12 protein-coding genes are annotated in these 19,992 nt (G+C 35.8%); 10 read left to right on the top strand and 2 right to left on the bottom strand.

The window, feature by feature from the left end; translation table 11 throughout:
• Positions 1 to 398: 398 nt before the first annotated feature.
• From DCO46_RS06655 to DCO46_RS06640, 4 genes are all read left to right on the top strand, one after another.
• Positions 399 to 2,918, top strand: coding sequence for an L-rhamnose mutarotase (locus tag DCO46_RS06655; protein ID WP_116751783.1), 2,520 nt, complete (start codon positions 399 to 401; stop codon positions 2,916 to 2,918).
• Positions 2,919 to 3,047: 129 nt separating this feature from the next.
• Positions 3,048 to 4,112 (top strand): Gfo/Idh/MocA family protein, encoded by a 1,065-nt coding sequence (locus DCO46_RS06650; protein ID WP_116751782.1) that lies wholly within the window; start codon positions 3,048 to 3,050, stop codon positions 4,110 to 4,112.
• On the top strand, positions 4,109 to 5,689 hold the full coding sequence (locus DCO46_RS06645; RefSeq protein WP_116751781.1) for a sodium:solute symporter: 1,581 nt from the start codon (positions 4,109 to 4,111) through the stop codon (positions 5,687 to 5,689). The genes DCO46_RS06650 and DCO46_RS06645 overlap by 4 nt, the downstream gene beginning before the upstream one ends.
• Positions 5,690 to 5,868: 179 nt before the next feature.
• Positions 5,869 to 7,560, top strand: a complete 1,692-nt coding sequence (locus DCO46_RS06640) for an ATP-dependent nuclease (RefSeq protein WP_116751780.1) — start codon at positions 5,869 to 5,871, stop codon at positions 7,558 to 7,560.
• 50 nt (positions 7,561 to 7,610) lie between these two features.
• On the opposite strand, the gene DCO46_RS06635 is transcribed toward DCO46_RS06640, so the two are convergent.
• Positions 7,611 to 7,826 (bottom strand): helix-turn-helix transcriptional regulator, encoded by a 216-nt coding sequence (locus DCO46_RS06635; RefSeq protein ID WP_116751779.1) that lies wholly within the window; start codon positions 7,824 to 7,826, stop codon positions 7,611 to 7,613.
• Between the two features lie 163 nt (positions 7,827 to 7,989).
• Here DCO46_RS06635 and DCO46_RS06630 point away from each other — a divergent pair, with 163 nt between their 5' ends.
• Entirely contained in the window at positions 7,990 to 8,193 is a 204-nt protein-coding gene (locus DCO46_RS06630; protein WP_116751778.1) for a SymE family type I addiction module toxin, read from the top strand.
• A 373-nt stretch (positions 8,194 to 8,566) separates the two neighbouring features.
• Here the strand turns inward: DCO46_RS06630 and DCO46_RS06625 are convergent, their stop codons facing one another.
• Complete coding sequence (locus DCO46_RS06625) at positions 8,567 to 9,778, bottom strand: MFS transporter (protein WP_116751777.1); 1,212 nt, start codon at positions 9,776 to 9,778, stop codon at positions 8,567 to 8,569.
• Between the two features lie 100 nt (positions 9,779 to 9,878).
• Here DCO46_RS06625 and DCO46_RS06620 point away from each other — a divergent pair, with 100 nt between their 5' ends.
• The 5 genes from DCO46_RS06620 to DCO46_RS06600 all read left to right on the top strand — a co-directional run bounded on the left by DCO46_RS06620 (position 9,879) and on the right by DCO46_RS06600 (position 19,887).
• Entirely contained in the window at positions 9,879 to 10,697 is an 819-nt protein-coding gene (locus tag DCO46_RS06620; protein WP_116751776.1) for an AraC family transcriptional regulator, read from the top strand.
• Between the two features lie 426 nt (positions 10,698 to 11,123).
• Complete coding sequence (locus tag DCO46_RS06615) at positions 11,124 to 13,310, top strand: alpha-L-rhamnosidase C-terminal domain-containing protein (protein ID WP_116751775.1); 2,187 nt, start codon at positions 11,124 to 11,126, stop codon at positions 13,308 to 13,310.
• 136 nt (positions 13,311 to 13,446) lie between these two features.
• On the top strand, positions 13,447 to 15,120 hold the full coding sequence (locus DCO46_RS06610) for a hypothetical protein (protein ID WP_116751774.1): 1,674 nt from the start codon (positions 13,447 to 13,449) through the stop codon (positions 15,118 to 15,120).
• Between the two features lie 154 nt (positions 15,121 to 15,274).
• A complete protein-coding gene (locus DCO46_RS06605; RefSeq protein WP_116751773.1) occupies positions 15,275 to 16,399 on the top strand; it encodes a glycosylase in 1,125 nt (374 codons plus the stop codon).
• 134 nt (positions 16,400 to 16,533) lie between these two features.
• Entirely contained in the window at positions 16,534 to 19,887 is a 3,354-nt protein-coding gene (locus tag DCO46_RS06600) for a glycoside hydrolase family 2 TIM barrel-domain containing protein (protein WP_165828857.1), read from the top strand.
• Positions 19,888 to 19,992: the final 105 nt, after the last annotated feature.

The raw sequence follows: 19,992 nt of genomic DNA, 5'->3' as shown, positions 1-19,992 counted from the left end.
GACCGGAAATGCACTGAACGTAGACGGCGGGGTAGCAATGGGCTTTTATAGATAAAAATTAGTTTTTTTAAGTTTGTTTAAGCAAAAGTGGTTTTTTGTGCTATTTGACGCCCGTGTATTCGGGCGTTAAATTTTTTAAACAACATTTAGTATAGAGATTTAATCTCGAGAATAGGAAATCCATTTTTAAATGGATTTTTTTTTGACCAAATTTAAGACGAGGATAGTCTCAGGACAGGTAAATGCAGGAGGGTACAGGATGCATATATTTCTATGTTCTGTTATATTGGACAATTATTTGGTAAAAGTGTTAAAAATAGATTTATTTGTAAAATTAATATTGTTTAAATTAAATGCCTCATAATTTTATTTCAGGAAAAAAATTAAAAACTTAAATAATGCGTCTGAATACTTTCACTAAAATACTAATCTGTTTTGTCATAATCTGTTCTACATTCTCCATGAATGCGGCCGAAATATGGGTGTCAAAAAATGGAAATGACAAGAATTCCGGAACTAAAGAAAGCCCTTTAGCCACTGTACAAATGGCGGTTAGAAAAGCCAGAGAATTACGCCGGTTAAAAGATGCTTCTATAAAAGACGGGATTCGGATTATTGTAATGGACGGAACGTATTATTTAAATGAACCCTTATTTATAAGACCGGAAGATTCAGGAACGGCAGACAGTCCGACTACGATTTTAGCAGATGCAAATTCAAAACCAATATTAAGCGGCGGAATAGAAATCAAAAACTGGACAAAATCTTCAGCAAATATAAACGGATTAAAAAAAGGATCTGTCTGGGTAGCAGATGCTCCGACAATAGCAGGTTCTTTAATCAACTACAGACAACTTTGGGTAAATGGAAAAAAAGCCGTTCGGGCTAAAAATACTGCCGGAAACCAAATGGAAAGAATTTTGTCCTGGGATCATGAATCACAAACGTGTTGGATTCCGTTTAAAGATAAATCAATCAAATACGAACCGGGAATGGAAATGTTTATTGTGCAGTGGTGGTCTACGGCCAACCTTCGCATTAAGAATATTGAAGTTAAAAAAGACAGTGCCAGGCTTTCATTTGAAGAACCGGAAGGACGCATTCAGAGTGAACATCCGTGGCCGGCACCGTGGATTTCTAAAAACAATGGAAATTCAGCGTATTATTTAAATAACGGAATTTCAATGCTGAACGAACCGGGCGAATGGTTTTTAGACAGAAAAAATGCCAAAATCTATTATATTCCAAGAGCAGGAGAAGAGATTAATTCGGTAAAAATTACGGCTCCGGTTTTAGAAAACCTGGTAGAAGTAAAAGGTACGATTGATTCTCCTGTACATCATTTTAATTTTAAAGGAATTTCTTTTGAGTACAGCAACTGGCTTCGTCCATCAGAGAAAGGGCATGTTCCTTTGCAGGCTGGATTGTATCTTCTGGATGCTTATAAACTGAAAGAACCGGGAACGCCCAATCAGGCAAACTTAGAAAATCAGGCCTGGGTAGGAAGACCACGCGCAGCGGTTGAAGTGAATTATTCGAATAATATTCAGTTTGAATCGTGTCGTTTTGAACATTTGTCTTCGACTGGTTTAGATTTAAATAAAGGAACGAATCACAATACTGTAAAAGGAAATTTATTCAAAGACATTGGCGGAAGCGCCATCAATGTGGGTATTTTTTCTGAAGAACCTTTTGAAGCGCATTTGCCTTTAGTCATAAAAGATGAAAGAGAAATATGTTCAGATGAAGTGATTTCTGATAACGTAATTACAAATGTTACCAATGAAGATTGGGGAACTTTAGGAATTGCGGCTGGTTTTGTTAGAAATATTACGATTGAACACAACGAAATTTCAGATGTTTCCTATTCCGGAATTTCAATGGGTTGGGGCTGGACGCACACAGCAAACGTGATGCAGAACAATAAAATTCTGGCGAATAAAATTCATCATTATGCGAAACATTTACATGATGTAGCAGGAATTTACACGCTTTCTTCGCAACCCAACAGCCGAATCGAAGAAAATTATATTGATAAAGTCTATAACAGTCCTTATGCACATGATCCGTTTTTATGGCTGTATCTGTATACCGACGAAGGAAGCGAAGGTTTTACGATAAAAAATAACTGGATTGCAGAAAAGAAAATCCTTAAAAATCATAACGGTCCAAAAGGAAATATCTGGGAACACAACGATCCGTATGTAAGTACGAAAATAAAAGATGCTGCCGGAATCAGAGCGCCTTATGCAGCTTTAGAAAAAGAAATCGTAATCGATGAAAAATGGGGATTGCAGGAAATGCCAAAACCATATGCAATCGAATTGACAGGTTCTGATTTTGATATCGAAAAAATCAAATCGACTTTGGTTGGTTTTAGAATCGTAGGTCAGGAATTGTACCAATGGAAAAATCATTTGGTGATTTACGGAAAAATGAATCAGCCCGAAAGAACAAAACGAAAATTAGCTTTGGCTTTTCCTTCTTTAGAAATTAAAATCTATGAAGATCTGGTGTATGATTTTCAAAATTTCGAAAGATGTAAAGATTCAAAACCGGCATCTGATTGGGAAAATATTGTTCTGACAGCGAATCTTCCTGCTGATGAAAAATTGCAAAAAGAATATGTGGATTATCATAAAACACAATTCGAAAAATGGCCGGAAGTTGCAAAAGGTTTCTGTAACGCCGATTTCCAGCAATTGCAGGTTTTTAAAAAAGACAGGCAATTGATCTTGATAATCAGTATTCCGAAAGGAGAAAATCTGGATAAACTAAATCCGAAAACAACCCAGAATAATCCTCGTGTAGACGATTGGAATGCCCTTATGAAAAAATACCAATCCGGAATTGAAGGCGCAAAACCAGACGAAACATGGATTTTCTTAAACAAAGTGAGTGTAGAGGAGAAAAAATAGAAGAAAGAGCCAAAAAAAAGAAAATCTGCTCGATCTGCCTAATCTGCGTGAAAAAACAAAAACTAATCTTAAAGAAGATTTCGCAAATAATCTAAAATCTAAAATCAACAATCTAAAATAACCACACCCATGTTAAAAATAGCCATTCTGGGACTTGGAGAAGGACGAAGCACAATGTCGGCTGCAATAGAAAGTTCAAAACTAGAACTTGTAAAAGTGTGCGACCGAAATGAAGAATTGTGTAAACAGCGAGCAAAAGAATTTGATTTTCATTCGTACACTACCAATTATGACGATTTATTAAATGATGAATCAATCGATATTATTGCCATTTACACGCCCGATCATTTACACTCCCAGCATGTAAAGCAAGCATTGTTGCACGGAAAACATGTGGTTTGTACAAAGCCTTTTATCGATGATCTTTCGGATGCTAAAGAATTACTGGAATTAAGCAAATCAACTGGAAAGAAAGTTTTTATCGGACAAAGTTCGCGTTTCTTCGAACCGGCAAAAAGGCAAAGAGCCGATTACGAAGCAGGTTTAATAGGTGATTTAATTACAATTGAAGCACAATATCACGCTGATCACAGATGGTTTTTAAAGAAAGAATGGTCGCTTTTACAATCCTTTAAATGGTTGTACGGAGGTTTGAGCCATCCTGTAGATTTCATCAGGTGGTATCTTCCTAATATTGAAGAAGTAATGGGTTACGGAATGATCAGCAGTAACGGAAAAAATGCCGGATTGAAGAATGAAGACACGATGCACTTTATCTTCAAAGCAACCGATGGAAGAATTGCGCGTGTAAGCGGTGTTTATACTTCGCCGACTCAGCCAGCGCAACGCGACAGTGGAATGAGCACTATTTTAAGAGCAACCGAAGGGGCAAGTCAGGCCGATTATCATGAATTGCGTTATGCCGTTACAGACAAAACGGGTGAAGAAAAAGTGATTACCTGGGGCGACAACACTTTAAAATATTATTTCCGTTTTGAAGGACAAAGCCATCACGGTGGAGAATATCAGAATTATTTGGAATATTTTGCAGATAGTATCGAGCAGGATTTTGAAGCTTATCCAAACATGGAAGAAGGTATCGGAACCGTGGCTCTGCTTCAGGCAATGGATAAATCTTTGCAAACAGGAATGCCGGTTAAAATTGCCAATATCCTTAACGAATACGGACTATGAACAATATCTACGATAAATTAACCACACTCGATTTTATAATTGTAGCTGTTTATTTGGTGGCATTATTAGTAATTGGATGGGTAGTAAGTGTAAAACAAAGCAAGAAAAACGAAACGCTTTTTCTGGCCGGAAATTCATTAAACTGGTACAGCATCGGGTTTAATATGTGGGGTACCAATGTTGGGCCTTCGTCATTATTGGCTTTTGCGAGTATTGGTTACGCAACCGGAATTGTAGCCGGAAATTTCGAATGGTATGCTTTTGTGTTTTTACTGCTTTTGGCAATGGTTTTTGCACCGAGATATATTGCCAGTAAAGTAAGTACCATGCCCGAATATATGGGAAAACGTTACGGCGACAGTACACAAAATATTCTGGCCTGGTACGCTTTGGTAAAAATATTAGTGAGCTGGTTGTCTTTAGGATTATTCAGCGGAGGCGTTTTAGTACGTCAGATTTTGGGAATTCCGATGTGGCAGAGCGTTACCGTTTTAGTGATTTTCTCCGGAATTTTTACTTTTGCCGGAGGACTGAAAGCGATTGCAAAAGTCAATGTTTTTCAGATGATTTTGCTGATTGTAGTTTCGCTGACACTTTCTTATTTAGGTCTGCAAAAATTAGGTGGAATTGATGTTTTAATTGCCAAAACACCCTCTAATTTCTGGAATTTAGTACAGCCTGCCAACGATGCACATTACCCGTGGCCGGCTATTTTGTTAGGATATCCGGTTGCAGCAGTTGCTTTTTTCTGTACCGATCAGTCGATGGTACAGAGTGTTTTGGGAGCTAAAAATCTGGAACAGGGACAATTGGGTGTGAACTTTATCGGATGGCTCAAAGTTATGGCTTTGCCGTTGTTTATTCTTCCCGGAATTTTGTGTTATGCGTTATATCCCGAATTAGGAAGCAATTCTGATTTGGCTTATATGACTATGGTTACGAATCTTTTCCCAAGCGGAATGAACGGTTTGGTAATCTGTGTAATGATTGCGGTTTTGGTGGGAACTATTGGTTCTTCGCTAAACGCTTTAAGCACCGTTTTTACGAATGATATTTATGTAAAGAAAATCAATCCGACGGCAACTATCAAAGATCAGATTAAAATTGGCCGTTTGACGATTGCTGCCGGATGCGTTTTTGCGATTTTAATCGCCGTTGCGATTGACAATATCAAAGGACAGAATTTATTCAATATTTTTCAGGCGGTTTTAGGTTTCCTGGCGCCTTCGTTATCTGTTGTTTTCCTTTTAAGTGTTTTCTGGAAACGCACCACTAAAAAAGCCGTAAATGCAACACTTTCCTGGGGCTCGGCTTTTAGTTTGTTTGTTGGGGTTTTATATTTATGGATTTTCCCTGCCGATAAATATCCAGCGTGGCCTCACTTTTTATTGATTTCGTTTTACATTTTTGTAGTGCTTTTAATTACAGCCGTTATTATTTCTTTAACCGATAAAAATCCTGAGGTTAACGTTTCAGATGAAACGGATATTCCTAAAACGAGTAAAAAGGTTAAGCTTTTGTTTGGGATGTTGGGGTTGGTGATTTTGGCTTTGTATTTGGTTTTTAACGGGAATTGAAAATCTTTATATTATTACATTAATAACGCTTTCTTTTTGGAAAGCGTTTTTTGTTTTTTTAAATGGTTAAAGATTGCGTGACAGAATTATTTCAAATCAATTATATTTGAAGAAATATTAGATAAGAGATTTTTTGATATTAATATTAAATAATTTGTTAAATTTTAATTAATAAAAATATGAAAACGGAATTTTGGCTTGATTCAATTGAATTCAAAAATGGTTTAAATGTTAATTTAAAAAAAGATTCTATCGTGGTCTTCGTAGGTCCAAATAATAGTGGTAAAAGCCAAACGCTTCGAGAAATTTCTCATCTAACTAAAGGACCGAAGATTAATAATATTATTTTGGAATCATTGAAAATTTCTGCTAGTGGTAATGCAGAAGTTTTTTTAGAACGTATTAAAAGCAGACTAAAAAATGGAGTTTATATGTATTATGAAAGTACTACTAATTCGGGTTTAAATGGTGATTCTCTCAAAGATAATTGGAATTATTTATTAAGAGGTACTCAGGGATCATCTGTGGGCATTTCAAATTTTTTAGTAAAATCAATGAACACTACTAGCCGTCTTAGTTTAGTTTCTCCTCCAGATAATATAGACTTTATGAATGAGATGCGAACGCATTCTATTCATGTTTTAAAAGAGGATAGCGAAAAAGAGCTTCAATTTTCAAAGTATTTCAAAGAAGCTTTTGGAGAAGAAGTGATTATTAATCATGGAGCAGGAAGAAAAATTCCTTTGCATGTAGGAGAAAGACCAAAGTCAACTGCTGAAAATGACCGAGTTTCGACAGAATATCAAAAGAAACTTAGAGAATTACCATTATTACATGAACAAGGTGATGGAATGAAAAGCTTTGCGGGAGTATTTTTGTCATTATTTGCGGAAGATTTTTCTGTAAACATAATTGACGAACCAGAAGCATTTTTACACCCTCCACAAGCTAGTTTATTAGGTCAGATGGTTTCTCAAAAATTGGGAGATCAGAAACAGCTTTTTATCGCTACACACAGTGAACATTTTTTGAAAGGATTATTAGAAAATGCTACAGATAGATTAATTGTAATTAGAATTGAAAGAAGTAAATCAACCAATTCTGTAAAAGTTTTAAAGAATAGTGATTTGCAAAGTATTTGGAAAGATTCTATTTTAAGACATTCAAATATACTTGATGGTTTATTTCATAAAAGAGTGGTTTTAGTAGAAAGTGATTCTGACTGTAGATTCTATAGTGCAATTTCTAGTGCAATTATAGATAATGAAAAAATTTCTTCCCCTGATATACTTTTTATACAATCAGGAGGAAAGCATCGTTTTCCAGTCATTATAAAAGCATTAAAAGAATTAGAAGTACCATTGACAATTATTGGAGATTTTGATTTTTATCATGATGAAAATCCAACAAAATTTGTTTATGAAAGCCTTGGAGGAGACTGGAATAATATAAAATCTGATTTTTTGAAAGTAAAAAAGGCTATAGATGAAAAACGTCCTGAATTAGAGACAGATAAATTAAAGGAAGAAATTGATTTGGTTTTTAGTTCATTTTCAGACAAAATTATTCCTGAACAAAAAATAAAGGATATTCAAAGCCTTCTTAAAAGGTCATCGCCATGGTCACAAGCAAAAGCATCTGGTAAAGCTTATCTTCCTGCAGGAGACATCACGGCATCATTTAATAAGGTGCAAAGTGCCTTCAAAGAAAAAAACTTGCATATTTTGGAATTAGGAGAAATTGAAGCTTTTGATAAAAGTATTGGAGGTCATGGTCCAAAATGGGTTAATAAAGTTCTCGAAAAAGACTTACTATCAAGTGAAGAACTTGAAGAAGCACGTAAGTTTGTAAATAATACAATATTAAAATAGTAGATGATAAAAAATAATGAAAAACGCTTTCCTATAAGAAAGCGTTTTTTTTATGATTTAGTAGCAGTCGAAACCAACAACTCACGAATATCAACTTTCAAAAACTTAGAAATCTCATAAAGTGTTTCAATAGAAGGTTGATAATCATTCGTACACCAACGCGAAACAGTCGATACTGTTTTACCTAAATGTTTGGCTAATTCCTTATTGCTTCTATTATTTTCAACTAAAACAACCTTTATTCTATTTAAATTTAATTGCGACATAATGTTGATTTATTGCTTTTTTATGCAAATATGATGTATTTTAAATATAATAAAAAGTATAATAATGTTATTCAAAAGTGCTATAAAATTACAATTAAGTTTTGTTTAATTATTATTTGTAATAAAATTATTACTATTTTTGTTTCAGTGAAAAAATAATGAGATGAAACAATCAGCAAAAAGACGATTAACAATCCAGCCAAAACATATCGCAAGATCATATAATCGTTATGTCATATTTCCAGAAATACGTCTTTGCGGAAAATGGCTTCAGAATATCGGTTTTGATTATGGGAATTTCGTAACGATTGAACATCAGCAAAATAAAATCATTATTACAACCAATAATGAAATTAACACAAAATAATAATCACCCCATTTAAACATAGCCCGTGGTTTCAACCACGGGGACACAATATATAACATTACGTTTACCAAAATACGTTTCCCGTGGTTGAAACCACGGGCTATGTTTTGAAAAAGATTGTAAATACACAGAGAAAATTTTGCTCGCAATCCCGAGCTATCGGGAGCTAAGACGCAAAGTTTTTTTATGAATTGCCTCCAGTTTTAACTGGAGGTATATGTAACAAGAATAGAAAAAGGCTTTAGCCAAATTGTAGATAATTTGGCTAAAGCCTTTTGAGCTTTGTATTATTTTCATCCCGATTTATCGGGACGCAATTAAAACTTTTTTTTAAAAAAACTTTGCGCCTTAGCGACTTTGCGAGATTAAAAAATTACTCAATCTTCTTTTTCTTCTCCAAATTAGGCAAGAACCCAGTAATAACCCCAATCAAAGGCAGAAATGCACAAATCTTAAATACATATTCGATACTCGTAGCATCGGCGATTTTTCCTAAAACAGCAGAACCTAATCCGCCCATTCCAAAAGCAAATCCGAAGAAAAGACCGGCCACTAAACCAACTTTTCCGGGCATTAATTCTGTTGCGTAAACCAAAATTGCAGAGAAAGCAGAAGACAGAATCAATCCGATTACTACAGATAAAGTCCCTACCCAGAATAAAGAAACATAAGGCAACATCAGGGTAAACGGAGCAACTCCCAAAATAGAAACCCAGATTACATATTTTCTACCATATCTATCTCCAATTGGTCCACCAATTAAAGTTCCGGCAGCCACTGCACCCGAAAATAAAAATAAATAGATTTGTGATTGCTGAATCGAAATATGGAATTTATCAATCAAAAAGAAAGTATAATAACTTGTAATACTACTCATGTAAAAGTATTTAGAGAAAATCAGAATCAATAAAATAACCAATGAACCAATCACACGGTTTTTAGATAAATGATGCGTTTCAATTTTAAGAGCGGCTTTATTAGCATTTCTTTCAGATAAATGTTCCGTATACCAAATTGCAATTTTATACAAAGCAAAAATTCCAATTAAAGCAATAATACAAAACCAGGCTACATAACTTTGTCCATGCGGAATAATGATAAACGCAGCCAATAATGGCCCAATCGCACTTCCGGCATTTCCTCCCAATTGAAAAATAGACTGAGCCAGTCCTTTTTTTCCGCCAGAAGCCAAATGCGCTACTCTTGAAGATTCAGGATGAAAAATCGAAGATCCGATTCCGATTAAACTTACTGATAATAACAGATAAATAAAACTGGAAGCGATGGAAACCAGAAAAAGCCCCACCATTGTAAAACACATTCCAATTATTAAAGAATAGGGTTTTGATTTTTTATCCGTGTACATTCCCACAAAAGGCTGTAAGATTGAAGCGACGATCTGATAAGTAAAAGTGATGATTCCGATTTGAGAAAAACTCAGTCCAAAATTCTCTTTGATTAATGGATATATCGAAGGAACAACAGCCTGCAAAAGATCATTTATTAAATGCGAAAAGCTGATGATAAAAAGTATAGAATACGTGGTTTTTTTAATTACTTCTGGTTGTACTTTAACGGTTTCCATGAGTTGTTTTTAAGTTAATCTTAATTTTAAAAATAACAGTTGCTATTATTTTTTACAAAATTGAAATAAATTAAAATGTCAAAATTACTATATTTGGACAATGAATAATCAAATTCGGACATATCGGCTGGCTCAGGATTATGGATACCAACTGAATCCATCTATACCTGTTATTGGGTATACCGAAATGGTAAACAACGAAATGTGTATCTCGCACTCCCATCCCCGAGGGCAGCTTATCTATGCTACAAGAGGGGTGATGAATGTAGTAGTCGGAAATCATATTTGGGTTGTAAATCCGTTGCAGGGCTTGTGGCTTCCGGGCGGCGTAGAACATCAGGTTACTTTTCAGAAAGACGTTAATTATTACAGCGTTTTCATCGATCCGTCTGCAATGGAAGGATTGCCAACGAACAGTTTTTCTTTTGATATTCCGATGTTTTTAAAACAACTGGTTTTTAAAATAATTTCTTTTGGAACAGAGGGAAATCTCACTCCGCCACAAAAAAGAATCATTTCTGTTTTCTTAGATGAATTAGCTCTAATTGAGCCAAGCGCAACTTTTCTCCCAACAACTAATCACGAAAGACTTCAAAAAGTTGTCGAACTTTTAATGAATGATGTTTCAAGCAAAAATACAATAGAATATTACGCAGAACTTTCTTTTATGAGTACCAGAACTTTGTCCCGATTATTTATCAAAGAATTGGGAATGAATTTCAGTGACTGGCGTACACGTTTAAAATTACTAGAAGCCATAAAACGTTTAGGCGAAAAACAATCCATCAAGGAAATTGCCTTAGATTTAGGTTATGAAACAGCAAGTGCCTTTATTTTTATGTTTAAAAAACATTTAGGCAAAACACCTTCAAACTATATTTTAGAAGATCAAAATGATTCTCAAAAAATGACTGCTTAGGTCATAAACATAAATCAGAACGCTGATAAAAACGGATTCGCTATCGCGAAGACGCAGATTTTTTTCTTTAGTTTTATTCAAAATAACCATAATCATTGTCATTTCGACGAAGGAGAAATCACATTAGAAGCTCCATAAGGTATGTCTTCAATCTTTGTCGAATCCCGCGTGTGATTTCTACTTCGTCGAAATGACAACAATGCACAATAATTAAAATCTGTTTTTATCCGCGTCTTTACGAAGTAAATCCGTTTCATCAGCGTTCCGTCAAAAATTCAAACATCATTTTATTTAGTACTAAAAAAGTGATAAACCATAATTTTTCCCTTAAAAATATCAAAAACCATTATTTTTTACGAAATAACAGGATAGAACAGGTTGTGAAATGTAAAAATAACACTTATCTTTAGTCCCAAAAAAAGATATATGCAAAGCCGATTTTCCATTTTTAAGATTTTACTTCTTTTTGTTGCTCTTTTTTCCTGTTCTTTAGTATCGGCGCAGGAAAAATCAAAAGAAGCAACGTGGATTTGGTATCCGGGTGATTTCGAAGTTTGGTTAAGCAACAAAATGCAGGTAAGACGTACAGAGCGCGAAGCAGTATTTCCACCTCTTTGGCAATATTACAGTCCTTATGCCCTGGTCACTTTTCAAACAGAAGTAGATATTCCGGAACCAGATGAGGTAAAAATCTACTCCGAAGGACCTTTTCAATTACTTTTAGATGGTGTCCAGATTTATGGACAGCCAAAATCAATAAAAATCCCTGCCGGAAAACATAAAATTTCCTTTAAAGTGTATAATCAGGAAGTATTGCCAGCTATTTACATTGATGGCAAATATGTTAAATCTGATGCCTCCTGGAAAGTGACCAATGAAGATAAACTTTGGATTGACGAAACCGGAAAAGCACAACAATCCGGTACACCATGGGTGCCTGTTGGTTCCTGGAATTTTAATTCGCCAGAAAATAAACCTTCCGGATTTAAACTCACAACCAAACCTTTAAGTGCAAAAAAGACAGAAAAAACAGGCGCTGGCGAATTAGTAGATTTTGGAAAAGAAACTTTTGGTTATATTAAAATTCATGGTTTAAAAGGAAAAGGTAAAGTAGCACTTTATTATGGTGAATCTCGTGAAGAAGCATTGGATTCTGCCAAATGCGAAACCTTAGATCATTTATCTTTTGATGGAAAACAGCCTGAAACCTACACGCATGACGGCTCGAAAGCATTCCGTTATGTTCAAGTGCAAGCAGATGCAGGAGTAAAATACGATTCGATTTCGATGCTTTATGAATATTTGCCATTAGACTATCGTGGTGCATTCAAATCTTCGGATGAACAATTGAATAAAATTTGGGATGTCTCGGCTTACACGATGCACTTAACGTCCCGCGAATTTTTTATAGACGGAATTAAACGTGACCGTTGGGTTTGGTCCGGCGACGCTTATCAAAGTTATTTAATGAATTATTATTTATTCTTTGATTCGGCTTCTGTAGAACGAACGCTGTTAGCCCTTCGCGGAAAAGATCCTGTAACGGCTCATGTCAATATCATAATGGATTATTCGCTTTATTGGTTTGTGGGTGTTTACGATTACTATTTGCACACGGGCGATACGAAATTCATTAAAACTTTTTATCCAAGAATGAAATCATTGATGGATTTCTGTTTAGAAAGAAGAAACAAAAACGGATTCCTGGAGCCATTAGAAGGCGATTGGGTTTTTATTGACTGGGCAGATGGATTGCCAAAAACGGGAGAAGTAAGTTTTGAGCAAATGCTTTTGGCAAGAAGTTTAGAAGCCATGGCCGTTAGTGCTGAAATTGCAGGTAAAAGTGAAGACCAAAAACAGTATCAAAAATTAGCGGCTGATTTAAAAGCAAAATTATTCGATGTCTTTTGGGACAAAAAAGAAAACGTGATGAAGCACCAGCGTATTGACGGTAAAATGCAAAATATTGTGACCAGATACGCCAATATGTTCGGTATATTTTTCAATTATTTTAATGAGGAACAAAAACAAAGTGTAAAAAATAAAGTGTTGCTGAATAAAGATGTTCTTCAAATCACAACACCCTACATGCGTTTTTACGAGTTGGAAGCGTTGTGTGCAATGGGTGAACAGGATTACGTTTTAAAAGAAATGAAAGATTATTGGGGCGGAATGCTGAATGAGGGCGCAACCTCTTTCTGGGAAGAATACAATCCGAACAAAAAAGGAACAGAGCATTTAGCAATGTATGGCCGTCCTTACGGGAAAAGTCTTTGCCATGCCTGGGGTGCCAGTCCGATTTATTTATTAGGGAAATATTATTTAGGTGTAAAACCAACCGCTCCGGGTTATTCAGAATACGAAATTAAACCAAATCTTGGAGGTTTAAAATGGATAGAAGGAAAAGTGCCAACACCAAACGGAGAAGTTACCGTGTATTGCAGTACCAAAGAAATCAAAGTAAAAGCAGGCGAAGGTGAAGGAAAATTGGTTTTTGAAAGTGTGAGCAAACCAAAAACAAATTCCGGGACGATAACGGAATTATCAAAAAATAAATATCAATTGGTTGTAAAACCGAATGTGGAGTATAAAGTGAGTTATAAGGCTTTGTGAGTAATTAGTAACTAGTAACTAGTGATGAGTTCTTAAACGCGCTGTTTGTCATTCTGACGAAGGAAGAATCACACGCGTAACCACAAAGATTGGGAAAATGCATTAAAAGAATAAAAGCCTCAAAAAAGTAAAAAAAATGCTTGCAAAAAATAAAAAATACAACTTCAAATTAAAAACTGCTTTCCTAATGCTGTTAACTTTCTGCATCCAAGCCACAGGACAAAACGTTGCATGGAAACCAGCATCATTTGAAATTGTAAAATCAAATTACAAAACATTCAAAACAACACAATACGCACACGTTTTTTCGGGCAGTAAACATAACATCGTTCGTTTAGCAACAGAATTACAAGGTTTGAAAGGCATTGAACTTCCTTTAAATCAATATAAAAACGGAACAAATTCTCCATTGCAATTAAAATTCAAGGAACCAGTTGAGGTTTTAATTGGTGTTTTCGAGGAGATAGATACAGCTGAATTTACTCCATTAAATCCCGTTAAAATGGTGCTTCAAAATGGTTTAACAGTAACAGGTTTATCTCCTGTAAATGTGTATGCTGTTTCTTATCCCATAGGAACGTACACCATCAATCCAGTAAATCGGTCATTCGCCATTTTAGGAGTAATAAAAAAAAATCAAAATTTAGGTTTTCGGAATGCCGAAATGCCAGACGGTAAACTTTGGAATCCCACTTTTATTATCGAAGGATTTTCAGATGAAAAACCACTTTTTGAAATTATCGGCGGAGAAAACAAACCCGTTATTGACGAAGGAATGTCGGGGACAGATGGAATTCAGGGAGGTTTTGAAGGTGGACGTGTTGTAAAAGTCGGCGATACCTACCATATGTTTCCAACAGAAAGAGCCGGAGAAAAAGGCGTTGATTATTATTACGATCGTGTAAAAACCAAAATAGGACATTGGACGAGTAAAGATGCAATCCATTGGAAAAGAGAATCAACAATCTATCAGGCAAGCGGAACATATGCTTTAACTGAAGATGATAACCCAATGAATGATCGCCGTGCCGCAATTTGGTCGTATATGCCGGTTTTTAACGAAAAGGCAAACAAATGGTACGGCTATTATTTGGCTTACACCGTTAGTAAAGAAATAGAACCAAATCATTCTTTCGGAAGAATCTGGAGATGCGAATCGACTGTTGAAGGAATCGACGGAATTGGCGGACCCTATAAAGATATGGGCATTATTATGGAACCGGGATTAGATTCTCAGCCCTGGGAAGGGCGTCAGGGCGTTGCCTCGTTTTTTCCTTACCAGGTTGGCGACAAATGGTTCGGATTTTATAGTGGTGCGTATCCGTTTAGTTCCTGGGCAGACTATCCAAAAAAATCAGGAAAAGGCTGGTTTGTGGCTTTAGCCGAATCCAAAAGTTTAGAGGGGCCATGGTTAAGAATGAACAAAGGTCTGGAACCCGTTAAGACAATGCATCCGCAGTTTGTTGAAAATCCAATTGTGAGCCAGCTTCCAAACGGTTTGTACATCGCAATTTTCGACGGAGGCCCGGACGGCTGGGGACATCATTTACCCAACATGATTGCGTATTCATTATCGGCAGATGGGGTTAATTGGGGAGAAGCGCATTATTTACCAATCGAAACCAAAGTCAATAAATGGTGGGATATTATGAGAACGCCTTTATGTTTAATCCCGGAAGGGAATGATGTTTACACCATAATGTATAATGCAATCGATTTGAAGAGAAGATTTCATCCAACAGGAATGGTAAAGGTAAAATTGAACAAAGATGTAATGGAATCTCGTTTAGCAGAATTGAAGAAAGAGTAGAGGGTGGGAGAAGAAAGATGCAAGAAGCAAGATTTTAGAGTATAGAGTATAGAGTATAGAAAATAGAACTTTGCGACTCTGCGAGATTAGATTGTTCATAAACAAATAAAAAAACTTAGAGCCTTAGTGCCTTCGTGGCAAAAAAAACATAAAAATGAAGATTAAATACATAATTCTAACCATTTCAGCACTTGCGATAACAAGCTGTGCCACCAAATACAAGAAACGAGACATTACAGAAAACGTAATGCAGGAAATTTATAATGAAATAAAAACGCCTTATAAATACGGTTTGGTCATGGTGCCAACAGACAACTCATACAAAATGGATTGTCCGAGTGTTTTCAGAAAAGACGGAAAATGGTATATGACGTATTTAATTTACGACGGAAGAGGTTACGAAACCTGGCTGGCAGAAAGCGACAATCTTTTGGATTGGAAATATTTAGGAAAGGTAATGTCTTTTTCAGAAAACGAAAAACATTGGGATGTCAACCAAAAAGCAGGCTATATTTCGTTGCAGGATCCAACCTGGGGCGGAAGTTACGAATGGGAAAAATACGATGACAAATACTGGATGAGTTATTTTGGCGGAGACAGCAAAGGTTACGAAGCTGGAGTTCTTTCTATCGGAATGGCTTATACTAAAGAAGCGCCGACAAAACCACACGAATTTCAGAGATTAGAAAATCCGGTGTTGACACCAAAAGACAAAGACGCCAGATGGTGGGATAATAGTACGATGTACAAAAACAGTGTGATTCGTGATAAAGATAAAGTAACAGGACACAATTTCATTATGTATTATAATGCCCGTGGTGATAGTGTAAATCCTGCTAAAGGTGCAGAGCGTATTGCTATGGCAGTATCAAACGATATGAAACAATGGAAGCGTTATGGTGATAAACCTTTAATCAATCATCATAAAGGAATTTCAGGAGATGCTTATATCCAGCGTATTAATGATACTTGGGTGATGTTCTATTTTGGAGCTTTCTGGACGGGTTGGAATCAAGGTGCATTTAACCGTTTTGCCGTTTCGAATGATTTAGTAAACTGGACCGACTGGAAAGGCGATGACCTAATCAAATCTTCTGAACCTTACGATGATATGTTTGCGCATAAATCATTTGTAGTCAAACACGATGGAGTAGTGTATCATTTTTATTGTGCCGTAAACAAAGCAGAACAAAGAGGAATCGCAATCGCAACTTCTAAAGATTTAGGAAAAAGCAAATTGAATTTTGTAGCACCGCCGGAGAAGAAGAAAAAACAGTAATTGAGTTAAGTGTTAGATGTGAAATGTAAAATGTTTTGCAAGGAAATACTCCGTTAGGAGTAATTGGTCGGTAGAAAAAAAACAAATTATCGCATAGAAAATTTTGTCCCGTAGGGACAATTGAATTAATAATAATGAAACAAAATATAAAACCAATGTTTACGTCAAAATTAAAATACATAAATCCATTTTGCAGTCTTCGATTTGCGACGTATGCATTTTACATTTTACTGCTAACATCTTACTCAACACAAGCACAATCCGTAACAGGAGAGCCTGCAGGAATTCCGGAAGTACCCAAAAAATATGAATTCGCACCCTGGGAAGATCCAACCGTTACCAGCATCAACAGACAACCATCAAGAGCAACAGCGTATTCATATGCAAATGTTGAAGATGCCTTAAAAGGAGACAGAACCAAAAGTCGCCTACAAATGCTAACCGGAGATTGGGATTTTAAATACGCATCAAACCTAAAAGAAGCGTCGAAAGATTTCTATAAAGGAAAAGTAAGTGGCTGGAATAAAATCGAAGTTCCATCAAACTGGGAGTTAAAAGGCTACGATATTCCGATTTACAAAAGTGCCGTTTATCCTTTCAGACCTATAAATCCGCCATTTATTCCTAAAGATTACAACGGAGTTGGTTCGTATCAACGTAGTTTTACCGTTCCTGAAAATTGGAAAGACATGACGGTGACTTTGCATTTTGGCGCGGTAAGTTCCGGATTTCAGGTTTGGCTTAACGGAGAATTTCTGGGTTATGGAGAAGACAGCTTTTTACCATCAGAATTTGATATTACACCTTATTTGAAAGAAGGAGAAAATGTAGTTTCGGTACAGGTCATTCGATGGACAGATGGCTCCTATCTTGAAGATCAGGATCATTGGCGCGTGAGCGGAATTCAGCGTGAAGTGTTTATTATGGCTGAGCCAAAACTGCGCATTCAGGATTTCTTTTATCAAACCAAATTAGATAAAGAATATAAAGATGCTTCTTTTCAATTGCGTCCAAAAGTAGAAAATCTGACAGGAGAAAAAATTAAAGATTATACTTTTCAGGCACAATTATATGATGCTAATAATGTGGCATTATTTAAAGAACCGCTTCAAAAACCAGTCATTGACATGATCAACGAAAGTTATCCGCGTTTGGATAATGTTCGTTTCGGAATGTTTAAGGAAAACATCAGCAATCCCAAAAAATGGAGTTCTGAAGAGCCAAACTTATACACTTTGGTAATGTCGATAAAAGATGCCAACGGAAATATTACCGAAGCTAAAAGCTGTAAAGTGGGTTTCCGTTCAATCGAGTTTTCAAAAGAAAACGGCAAAATGCTTATCAACGGAAAAGAAACGTATGTGTATGGTGTAAACCGTCACGACCAGCATCCGACAAGAGGAAAAGCAGTTACAAGAGAGGATATTAAAGAAGATATTACCACAATTAAAAAATTCAATTTCAATTTTATCCGAACTAGTCATTATCCAAACGATCTTTATTTTTATGATTTATGCGATCAATACGGAATTATGGTGATGGATGAAGCCAATCAGGAAACACACGGAATTGGCGGAAAATTAAGCAATGATCCAAAATGGACAAATGCTTATTTAGAGCGCATGACCCGAATGGTAGAACGAGATAAAAATCATCCATCAGTCGTTTTTTGGAGTTTAGGAAACGAAGGCGGAAAAGGACCGAATCACGCTGCAATGTCGGGTTGGGTACATGATTTTGATATTACGCGTCCCGTACATTACGAGCCTGCACAGGGAAATCCAAGACTAGACGGCTATATCGATCCGCTTGATCCGAGATATCCAAAAACAATTGATCATGCGTATCGATTTGAAAATCCGCAGGATGAACCTTATGTTGATATGGTAAGCCGTTTTTACCCGGGCATTTTTACCCCTAAATTTTTAGTCGATCAAAAGAAAGATACACGCCCAATTATTTTTGTGGAATATTCTCATGCTATGGGAAATTCGGTTGGGAATTTAAAAGAATTATGGGATGAATTTCGTTCGCTTCCAAGAGTTATCGGAGGTTGTATCTGGGAATTTAAAGATCAGGGATTAGTAAAAAAAGACCCGGCAACAGGTCAGGAATTTTTTGCACACGGCGGCGATTTTGGTGAAAAATACCACGACGGAAACTTCAATACAAAAGGAATTGTCGACTCAAACGGAAAACCAAAAGGTTCTATTTTTGAAAACAAATGGATTTATCAGCCAGCGACAAGTACGCTAAAAGAGGGTTTTCAATTAGAAATAAAAAATCGTCAGGCCGTAAAATCTTTGGCAGACTATATTCCGGTTTTGAAAATTCTGGAAAATGGAAATGTAATCAAAACACAAATTCTAAAACCGTTTAATCTTGAAGCAGGTCAATCTACCGTTCTAGATGTAAAACAATATTTGCCAAAATTGAAAAAGGATGCTGAATATTTTCTGAATATCGAATTCCAGCTTTCAAAAGATGAACTTTGGGCTTCTAAAGGTTACGCTGTAGCGGAAGATCAGTTTTTGTTGAAAAAGAAAGATGCTGTTATTGAATTTAAAAAAGAGAATAAGACAGAATATAAATCAACAGAAACCGATTCAGATTTTGTAATCAAAGGAAAAACTTTTGAGATCAAAATCAGTCAGGAAAATGGAGCTTTGAGTTCTTATATTTTTAATGGGGAAGAACAAATTTTTTCTCCGTTGCTTCCTAATTTTGTTAGACCTCTAACTGATAATGACAAAAGAGGATGGAAATCGCATAAAGTTTTAAAACCATGGTATCAGGCAAAACCAAAGTTGGTTACTACTAAAATAGCGATGTCAATTGAAGGTGCAATAATTACAAGTGATTACGAAATTATCAAAGACAGCGCGCAGGTGCAGGTAGTTTATAAAATCCATGAAAATGGAATTATAAAAGTAGACTACAGTTTAAAAGCTACCAATAAATTACCAAACATTCCAAAAATCGGAATGCAGATGGGCGTTCAGAGAAAATTTGACCAAATTTCGTGGTACGGAAAAGGAGAACTGGAAAACTATATCGACAGAAGTTTTGGTTCATTCGTGGGAAAATATTCTTTACCCATAAATGATTTTCTGGAGCACTACGTAAAACCTCAGGAAAATGCCAACAGAACCGAAGTACGATGGATGGCGTTTACAACGCCTCAGAAAAATAAAGGTTTGTTGGTCATTAAAGACGAGAATAATTTAAGCATGAGCGCATGGCCTTACACACAACAAAATTTAAGCGCTGCGAAACATACTTTTGACTTAAAAGACCCTGGATTTTTAACCGTAAATATCGATTTGATTCAGATGGGAGTAGGAGGAAACGATAGTTGGACATCAGTCGCACAGCCTTTAGAAAAATATCAAATTAAGTCAGGAGATTATCAATATAGTTTTTATTTGGTTCCTTTTGAAGCATCAAAAAATGGTTTGGAAGAAAGTTTGAAGAAGTTTAAATTTTAATTTAAGAATATTAAAAATAATCTGCAAAATCTGCAAAATCTGCGTGAAAAATTACAGTCCGTAGATTTGGCAGATCTCGCAGATTTTACAAAAGTATAATCAGCC

The organism is Flavobacterium sp. HTF, assembly GCF_003105115.1.
GTDB lineage: Bacteria > Bacteroidota > Bacteroidia > Flavobacteriales > Flavobacteriaceae > Flavobacterium.
Note: the sequence above shows the minus strand (reverse complement) of the source record. Positions and strands in the feature narration are given on the sequence as shown.

Bases quoted from the DNA above. Each gene is read 5' to 3' on its own strand.
- DCO46_RS06610 (WP_116751774.1), top strand. From the start codon at position 13,447: ATGCTTGCAAAAAATAAAAAATACAACTTCAAATTAAAAACTGCTTTC.
- DCO46_RS06655 (WP_116751783.1), top strand. From the start codon at position 399: ATGCGTCTGAATACTTTCACTAAAATACTAATCTGTTTTGTCATAATC.
- DCO46_RS06650 (WP_116751782.1), top strand. From the start codon at position 3,048: ATGTTAAAAATAGCCATTCTGGGACTTGGAGAAGGACGAAGCACAATG.
- DCO46_RS06630 (WP_116751778.1), top strand. From the start codon at position 7,990: ATGAAACAATCAGCAAAAAGACGATTAACAATCCAGCCAAAACATATC.
- DCO46_RS06635 (WP_116751779.1), bottom strand. From the start codon at position 7,826: ATGTCGCAATTAAATTTAAATAGAATAAAGGTTGTTTTAGTTGAAAAT.
- DCO46_RS06615 (WP_116751775.1), top strand. From the start codon at position 11,124: ATGCAAAGCCGATTTTCCATTTTTAAGATTTTACTTCTTTTTGTTGCT.
- DCO46_RS06640 (WP_116751780.1), top strand. From the start codon at position 5,869: ATGAAAACGGAATTTTGGCTTGATTCAATTGAATTCAAAAATGGTTTA.
- DCO46_RS06645 (WP_116751781.1), top strand. From the start codon at position 4,109: ATGAACAATATCTACGATAAATTAACCACACTCGATTTTATAATTGTA.
- DCO46_RS06600 (WP_165828857.1), top strand. From the start codon at position 16,534: ATGAAACAAAATATAAAACCAATGTTTACGTCAAAATTAAAATACATA.
- DCO46_RS06620 (WP_116751776.1), top strand. From the start codon at position 9,879: ATGAATAATCAAATTCGGACATATCGGCTGGCTCAGGATTATGGATAC.
- DCO46_RS06625 (WP_116751777.1), bottom strand. From the start codon at position 9,778: ATGGAAACCGTTAAAGTACAACCAGAAGTAATTAAAAAAACCACGTAT.
- DCO46_RS06605 (WP_116751773.1), top strand. From the start codon at position 15,275: ATGAAGATTAAATACATAATTCTAACCATTTCAGCACTTGCGATAACA.